The following is an 8,909-nucleotide window of genomic DNA, read 5'->3' as shown; positions in this document are numbered from 1 at the left end:
TTTTTCAACTTTAGTAATTGGTGATTTTTTTAATCAATTAAAACCTAAATATTTAACAGAATGGTTGTCTGAAAAAGCCCTACGCTACGACCTTACAGTACCTTTCGCACGTTACGTAGTACAACACCAAAACGACATAGACTTCCCATTTAAGCGTTACCAAATGCAACCTGTTTGGAGAGCAGATAGACCACAAAAAGGACGTTTTAGAGAGTTTTACCAATGCGACGCAGATGTTGTTGGTAGCAACTCGTTATGGCAAGAAGTGGAGTTTGTACAGTTGTACGATAATGTGTTTACAGCTTTAGGTTTAAAAGGCACAACTATAAAAATTAACAATCGTAAAATATTATCTGGAATTGCAGAAGTAATTGGCGCAAGCAATAAACTTATCGATTTTACTGTAGCTTTAGATAAATTAGATAAAATAGGAGCCGAGAAGGTAAAAGAAGAGATGCTAGGTAAAGGTATTCCGCAAAGTGGCATAGATAAATTACAGCCATTATTTTCTTTAACTGGAAGTTTTGAATCTCAAATAGAAAGTTTAAAAGGTATTCTTAGTACTTCCGAAGAAGGAAATAAAGGAATTGAAGAATTAGATTTTATAAATAAGGCAATTAACGAACTAGGTTTGCAATCTGCTAACTTACAGTTAGATGTTACTTTAGCACGTGGATTAAACTATTATACAGGCGCAATTTTCGAAGTTTCTGCACCAAAAGGTGTAAAAATGGGTTCCATTGGTGGAGGCGGAAGATACGATGACTTAACAGGCATTTTTGGACTTAAAAATGTAAGTGGTGTTGGTATTAGCTTTGGTTTAGATCGTATTTATTTAGTACTTGAAGAATTAGGTTTATTTCCAGATACTATTGCAAAAAGTACAGAGGTATTGTTTATTAACTTTGGTGATGAGGAAGCGCTGTTTAGTTTAAAGGCAGTGAAAAGTTTAAGAGAAGCTGGAGTTAATGCAGAATTATATCCTGATAAAATTACCAATGGAAAACATATGAAAAAGCAAATGAATTATGCTAATAAGCGTAGTATTCCATTTGTTGTGTTAGTAGGTGAGGAGGAAATGAATAACAGTGTATATACTTTAAAAAACATGAAATCTGGTGAGCAAACTAAAGTAGGTTTAGAAGCGCTTATTGTTTCAGTTAAATAGCGTACATATTAATAATATCTCTAATTTAGATAAGCGATAGAGATTATGATATTAACCAAAAAAAGCCTGAAATATAATTTCAGGCTTTTTTTATTAGTTTTATTAATGAAAAAGGATTAATTAACTAATATTTTTTTTGACGTTGCTCCTAAATTAGTATTTACAACAATAATGTAATGTCCAGCTTTTAAGTTACTTGCTTGAATAGCTGTTTTATTTGTTTTTTCAATAGTATTAAACTGCGCTTTTAGTTGTCCAGTAAAAGAATACACTTGTACAGATGTTATTGCTAAAGACGCTGGATTATTAATAGCTATACTTTTTGTGTTATTAATAAACCTTAATTTTATTTTAGCATCTTCTGTGTTTATAGTAGTATCGATTTTGGAAATAACTTCTACATCACTTTCTGTTTCTGCTTCATCATTTGTTTCATCTGCAGTATTGTCATCTGCATCTGTATTATCATCTTCATCACTTGTGTTATCGCTAAGATCAATAAATCTTAATTCAAAACGATTTGTGTAAGATTCAGCCAATAAGTTTACAGTAAAACCAGCATTATCTTTAATATTTTATGGTAAACGCTTGCTTCTTTGTCAAAAAGAACTATTTCTAACTCCTCTGGTACATTTTCTAATGCATGTATTAGAATAGTGTTAATAACATATGTAGCTGTGTGTAAACCTAAAGGTAAAATAGATTTTTGGTTTAAGTTATTTATACCTTGAATTGTAAATTTTCTTTCTTCAATCATCCAAATACATATCGTCTTGGCGATTCTCAAAATTTTCAGCGTCATAACCAAAATCTACTCCTGCGGTTGTGTTTTCGTCAACTGTTACTAGAATTTGTCTATGAATGTTGTTTACAGAGGTAAAGCCTAAACGAATTTTTATTCTATTATCTCCATTAGATTTTGAGAATGCACAAAAGCTTATAGCAATAAATAAAATTGAAAGTAATGTCGGTCTAGTTGAAAAAGGTGCCATAAGTAATGAGTTTTTAGAATAACTTATTAAGTAGGTTATCTTATATTTCAAATTTATGACTTATAGATAGTATAGTCAAAAGGAAAGCCATAACTAACGCACAAAAAAGTTGTATGGATTTTTTGTGTATTTTTTTTAAGATTAAGTGTAGTATTTAGATAGAAAAAGCCTGAAAATATAGAATTTCAGGCTCTTAATATTAATGAGTTATGTTACTCTACTAAGACTTTTTTAGATAATTTACCTTGGTCTGTAGTAATTTCTATAATGTAATTGCCAGTTGCTATACTGTTTGTTTTTAATTCTATAGTACTTAGGGTTTCAATAGCATCAAACTTAACAATAGATTGGCCTAAAATATTAAATAGCTCAACATTTTTGATAACGTGAAACTCTGGATTGCTAATTACAATGGTTTCGTTGTTGTTTGTAAAGTAATATTGAATACCGCTTTGAGTTTCAAAATCTTCTGTACTTAACGAGTTTCCATTTTCAAACCTTAATTCAAAACGATCTAAGTATTCTCCTGCAGGCAAATCGATTGTAAATTCAGGATTGTTTTTAATATCATGATAAGAACCAGTAACAGTATCAAAAATAAATAGTTCTAAATTTGAAGGTGCATTTTCTAAAGCATCAATTTGAAAGGTGTTTATACCACTGACAGCTGTTTTAATTCCCAAAGGAAGAATGGTTGAGGCCTCAATAACATTAGTTCCTTGAATGGTGAATTTCTTAGTGTCTATAATCCAATAGACATCTGTATTAAATACTTCAGTGTTTTCTGCATCATATCCAAAGTCTACTAATTCAGTTGCATTAGGGTCTCTTGTAACTAATAATTGTCTATTGAAAAAATCTGCTGTAGTGAAACTTAATCTAATTTTTAATCTGTTGTCTATTTCTAGAGTTGGATTATTAGATGATTGGTTACTGTTTTTTAAGAAAACAGAATTAGCATTTTCTTTTTGGAAAACACGTTGGCTATTATTAAAGTTAATAGTACCACTAGCGGTTCCAGTAACAAAGAACCCTTGAGCAACAGGTATATATCGACCTGGTGTTTTTGTACCATTACCTCCTGTTGGATCGTTAGATGCTGTTTCATAGTTGTATTGTATTGCTGGAACTCCACCAGAGAGGTTGTACGTTGCATAACCGCCTTGGTAATCAGCAGTATTGTGCGAGCCACCTCCAAAGTGCTCCCAAAATAAAACGACACCAGTTGTATTTGTATTATCTAAAATAAACCTATTGGCATCTATTGCAGATGCGTAAGGATTACCAACTAAATATTCGCTGGCAGGATTTATATTAAGAGTTATTGCTCCATTGTTAGGTTTTCCTTCAATGACATAATTTTGTTCCAATAATAAATTATTGCTAGTATCCATAACGCCTTTCATTGTAAAACCTTCTCCTACAAGCATAGAACCTGTGCTTCTAACATGTTGCCAGTTGAAAAAGTCTGATGTTAAGTTTGCATATTTCCATATCCAATAGTCTGCGATACCTATTGGTGTTCCAGTTCCAGAAGGTGTACCATCGAAACCATTAGTTATAAAATTAATATTTAATGGACTCGTTGAATCTGTTCCATCATTAAATATTTGAGGTACTGTATAACAATTATTATTACTTGTAGTGTTACTAACTCCTACAGGTGATGACCAATAGTTATAAGTGTATAAATCTTGAGTACCTTGTTGATCACGTTCTAAAGTTCCTATACTAGCAATGTCTAGGTCAGAATCTAACGTTTGTATTAATTGAGACTCTCCATCTAAATCAATCTTTCCATCTACTTTTAAATAATGAGAAACGGTTAAACCATTTCCTGAATTTGTAGCAGTGTCTCCAGTTACGGTTAATTCACCGTTGTATGCAGGTTCGTCTTGCACAAAATCTGTTGGATGGGTAAAAGCAGGAGTATCTTGAATAATTAATCCTAATACAGTTATATTTTCATTATTCACTGCTGGCAAAAAGGAATTATCCAAACTAATATCATGTCCAATATTAACAATATTCCAATCAACAGTAATATTAGAATCGACTATAGATGATGCTCCTGGAATAGTTTGAACAGAGCCATCTTTCCATGTTGCAGGCGAATCCCAACTGCTTCCACTTTGAGTGGTTTGATAAGGTAATGGTGCCGTTTGAAAGTCTACAGTATTTAAATTTCTTAATGCACCTTGATGATTGTTTTCAGACTCATCATTTGTATTTGTGTATGTGTAGATAGACATTGGGTAATATCCAGCTAGGTCTGACCATGGTATAGATGCTATTTCATTTTTTGTAATTGTATTAGGTATTATTTTTCCATTTACTAAAGCAGTGTTGTCAAGAATTTCCTGATTCATTATAAATCTTAACTGTTCTATACTTAAAGCGATATCCCATACTCTTACTTCGTCTATATTTCCAGCAAAATAGGCTGTTGTATTAGGGTCGAAGCCATCTGCAGCAGCAATTAAGAATTTTTGAGATGTTGCAATTGGATTAGGTAATGAAGATGCAGTAGTATCAGCCACACCATCAATATATAATGTTGTAGTTCCGTTATCATAAATCACGGCTACTTGATGCCATTCACTTTCTGGTATTACTACAGATGATGTTAATGTAGCGGCACCTCCATTTAAGCTAAACACTAATCTTCCAACGCCATTAATTCCTAAATCATAACCTTCTGTATCTGTAAAGTTTCTTTTTGAAAGAATTGATGTATTTGTAGTTCCAACATCTCTTTTTATCCAAGAAGACAGAGTAAATTCAGTTGGATTTAAATCTAGATTATCTTCTACATCAATATAATCTACAGCGCCATCAAAATATATTGAACGTTCTACAACAACTTGTGGTGCATATCCAAAAGTTATAAACTTAGTAGCGTTAAAATTATAATCAGCTTCTAAATTACCACTTCCATCTGCTGTCATTACTTTGTAATCTGCAGTTGGATCAAATATAGGTGTGTCTGAAATAAACATTAAATAGCTACCAGGAGGACTAATATTTCTAATGGCATTTTGAGGTATAGATACTTTTACTGTTCCTATATCTCCGCCAGTTTCAACAACTTTCCAAACACGTTGCATTCCTATAAAGCTAACAGGAGTAGATAATCCTGGAATACCAGCACTCATATCTACAGATATTATATTTGGAGCGGCATCTAAACTCTCATTATTATTTCCCCAAACAAGGTATTGTTTATCACCAAAGGTGTTAACATTTGAATTTATGTTATCACTATTAGTGTTATAAATATCTGTTAATCCCATAGTAACAATCCCTTCAATAGGAAGACTAGCACCATCTATTGCATCATTAATACTACTAGATTGTTTTTGGTTTAATTCTGAAACATCATCTCTACCAATACCAGCAATATCATAGTTATATTCAGCTAAATCTGCAGATTGATCCCAAATAACATCTCCATCACTGTTAACATAATCTTGAGATACGCCATTAATACCTAATGTTATGCCATATTTAATTGCTAAATAAGATTGAATTCTATTTCTTTCTTGTGTAAGATTTACATCACTTTTTCTAGAATTGTATGTGATTACTTCAGCCATACGACCATCAAAACTACCATTCCAATATTGACTACGACCTAACCAGAATCTTGCGTTGTTTATTATAGCATATCTTGAAAGATCATTACTTTCGCTACCAACCTGGTTGGCATTAAAATAGAGCTCCATATCAGTGTCCGAAGCATTTTGTCTAATATTAATAATTTGAATTTTATTGTAATCATTACCACTATTATTATCTGCTCTTCCATATCCATTTTCTGTTGGATTAGTTGGAGTTTCAGAAGTAGTACCAATACAATAAGTTAATCTTTCGTTGGTAAATCTTGCTGTGTATGCTCCATAGCCAAAACCTGTTACATCTTCTGCATATTGAAGTGCATTTGGATCAGAACTTGTAAATGTATCTAAAGGTATCATTGAAGTGGTAATTGTTGGATCTGGCATTAGTACTACAAATATATCATTCGAATTATATCCACCGGTTCCTTGTAATTCTTGTCTACTGCCATCATTAATAACATAAGTCATATCAGCATTTGAAGTATTATTATCATTTTCAAATTCAATTACTGGATTGAAATTAAAGTTACGTGCAACACTATTTCTATAAACCGGTTCTTGACCGCTTACTAAAGTATTAGCATTATTTCCTTTGCCATTATCAGCCCATTGACTTACAGGAGAACCGTCAGGAGCATAAGCAATGCCATCCACTTGGTCTGCTTTAAGCCATAAATCTAAACCAAATGTAACTCCACCTGGTGCTTCAGTAGGTACACAAAACGAAGTAGCAGTTATTGTTATATCATCTATATATACCAAATCATCATTTGCGCTTGCATCGCACCTTACTCTAAATCTGCTATTAGAATTGAAGGTATAATCTGTAGCAAATAATGTAACAATTCGACCATATCCAATAGGTGTATTACTTGTATCGAAATCTCCAGTTCTATTTGGTGCTACAATTCCACTTTCAAAAGTTGTAGCTATTGTCCAGTTAGTACCTCCATCACTACTGTATTCTATTAAAAAATCTTCACTAGAAGTTTTTGTTCCTGCAGCGTTATGTGTTGATTCCATACTTTGAGGCATGAAGAAGAATTTAAAGTCTACTTTATCATAAGATGAAAAATCAAATATTGGAGATAAAAACGAAGAGCTATTTCCGGTGGCATCAGCATCTCTTATCCTTAGACTAAAGTCGCCACCATAAGACCATGCAGGATTATTAACTAAATTAGCATCGTTACCGCCATCTGTCCAACCATCTAATCCGCTTTCAAAAGTAGCATTATGGATCGTAGTCATTCCACAAGAACCAGGGATAAAACCATTTCCTACAATGAAAAAATCATAAGTTGCTTCATCTACATCATCATTATTTATATTAAGTATTGCATTTCTGGCTCCTATAATTGAAGGCGTAAATGTTACTACAAAAGTAGTTGAGGCTCCTGCAGCAATTGGTGAAGTTGGAGGAGTGGTAACTAAATAATCACTAGAGCCAACACCTGTAAAAAAAGTAGACCATATGTTTAGTGCAGCAGTTCCTGTGTTTTGTATGGTGTATGTTCTAGTAATACTATTTCCAATAGATACATTTCCGTAATTTGTAAAATCTGCAGATGTTGTAGGAGTATTTCCATCTAGAATAGTAATAGTATTTCCTAGAACGTTTATTTCTGGACCTGCTACTGCTGGAGTTCCATCAATATTAATATCGTCAAAAACAGCAAATTCACTATTTTGACTACATTGACCAATAAATCGAAATGCTGAATTTGTATTAAAATTGTAAGTTGCATTATTTAATGTAAACGTAAATGTTTGTGGTGTTGAAGTTGAAGTTGCAAATTCGACACCTCTTCTATAAGTTTCTAAAGTTACCCAAGCTGTTCCATCAAAATATTGTAAATCAAATCCTTCATTATTATCAATACCAGTTGAAGTAAAACAAAAAGAGAAATCGACGTCACTATAAGGAGTTAAATCAAGATTAGGAGAAGTCATTATACTAGAACCACCATTCCTCCTTACAAAAATAGATCCAGCAGCGTTACACCTAAAAGTATTACTTGTAGTAAAACCTGCATTATTACCACCATCTATCCAGCCATCGAGACCAGAGTCAAAGGTGTAATCTGCAATGTCAACTTGAGCATTTATCGTTTGATTTAAAAATAAGCTAAAAAACGCAACAATAATAAGTGTACTCGTCTTGAGTGTAAAATTTTTCATAAGCGGTTAGATTTGAGAAAATCTATTTAATAATATTTTTGTAAAAATACATTAAATATCCATGAAATGCAAATTTATTCGATTAAATACATTTCTAGTTTTTAATATTCTGATTATCAAATGTTTAATTAAAAAAAAGTTTTGTCGTTTAGCGTGTAAATATGTATTTCAGCGATTTTTTTTAATAAAATAATAAAGTTAAGTAAATTATTACTCAGCTTTTGATTGTATTTATGTGTTAAAATTTAATCAACTTTTGAGTGTGTATTATTGAATTTTTAGAATTTGAAATTCTTAAAAAGTAAGCTGCTTGATCTAATTTTTCTAATTCTACTAATCTAATTTTTCCATTTAATGGAGTAGTAACTTTACGATATATAACTCTACCGTTCAAGTCAAAGATTGTAAATGTTAAAAATTCATTGTTTAATCTCAAAGGAAGCTTAATACTGATGTGAGAATTAAATGGATTAGGATTTATACTTATATTTTCATTTTCGAAATCTGGTGTTCCTAAAGTATTGGTGTCATCTTCACCATTACAATCTTCATCAATACCATTATCTTGTATTTCAGTTGCTCCAGGATATATAGAATCATTTGTATCATCACAATCAGTATTATCTGTTACAAATCCCACAGGAGTAGTACAATCTATTATTGAATTATTTATGTCTCCAAATCCATCATTATCTGAATCTGCATAATAAGTTATAGCCGTTCCATCATCAGTTACTTCCCATACGCAGACATTAGGATCGTTATTAAAGGTTGCTGTTTCATAACATGCTGTAGTTGGTGGTTCAGGTTGCGTTCCAGTTACTTCCCACGCACAGATATTAGGATCGTTGTTAAAGGTTGCTGTTTCATAACATGCTGTAGTTGTTTCTACAGGTTGCGTTCCAGTTACTTCCCACGCACAGATATTAGGATCGTTATTAAAGGTTG

The 8,909-nt window shown here is 32.2% G+C and carries 6 protein-coding genes; 1 reads left to right on the top strand and 5 read right to left on the bottom strand.

Annotated elements, in window-relative coordinates:
• Positions 1 to 1,168 (top strand): histidine--tRNA ligase (hisS, locus tag Q0C58_RS00235; RefSeq protein ID WP_290696207.1); only part of this gene is annotated, 1,168 nt, incomplete at its 5' end.
• A gap of 116 nt (positions 1,169 to 1,284) precedes the next feature.
• Here hisS and Q0C58_RS00230 read toward each other — a convergent pair.
• The 5 genes from Q0C58_RS00230 to Q0C58_RS00210 form a co-directional block, all read right to left on the bottom strand.
• Positions 1,285 to 1,707, bottom strand: coding sequence for a T9SS type A sorting domain-containing protein (locus Q0C58_RS00230; RefSeq protein ID WP_290696205.1), 423 nt, complete (start codon positions 1,705 to 1,707; stop codon positions 1,285 to 1,287).
• Positions 1,708 to 1,712: 5 nt separating this feature from the next.
• On the bottom strand, positions 1,713 to 1,925 hold the full coding sequence (locus Q0C58_RS00225; protein ID WP_290696204.1) for a hypothetical protein: 213 nt from the start codon (positions 1,923 to 1,925) through the stop codon (positions 1,713 to 1,715).
• Positions 1,918 to 2,211, bottom strand: coding sequence for a hypothetical protein (locus Q0C58_RS00220; RefSeq protein ID WP_290696202.1), 294 nt, complete (start codon positions 2,209 to 2,211; stop codon positions 1,918 to 1,920). The genes Q0C58_RS00225 and Q0C58_RS00220 overlap by 8 nt, the downstream gene beginning before the upstream one ends.
• Positions 2,212 to 2,372: 161 nt before the next feature.
• Positions 2,373 to 7,961, bottom strand: coding sequence for a LamG-like jellyroll fold domain-containing protein (locus Q0C58_RS00215; protein ID WP_290696200.1), 5,589 nt, complete (start codon positions 7,959 to 7,961; stop codon positions 2,373 to 2,375).
• Positions 7,962 to 8,199: 238 nt separating this feature from the next.
• The coding region (locus Q0C58_RS00210; protein WP_290696198.1) for a MopE-related protein at positions 8,200 to 8,909 on the bottom strand (710 nt) is incomplete at its 5' end.

It is taken from the genome of Lacinutrix sp. (genome assembly GCF_023299985.1).
Classification (GTDB): domain Bacteria; phylum Bacteroidota; class Bacteroidia; order Flavobacteriales; family Flavobacteriaceae; genus Lacinutrix.
This window is presented reverse-complemented; position numbering and strand designations above follow the sequence as displayed.

Bases quoted from the DNA above. Each gene is read 5' to 3' on its own strand.
- Q0C58_RS00225 (WP_290696204.1), bottom strand. From the start codon at position 1,925: ATGATTGAAGAAAGAAAATTTACAATTCAAGGTATAAATAACTTAAAC.
- Q0C58_RS00215 (WP_290696200.1), bottom strand. From the start codon at position 7,961: ATGAAAAATTTTACACTCAAGACGAGTACACTTATTATTGTTGCGTTT.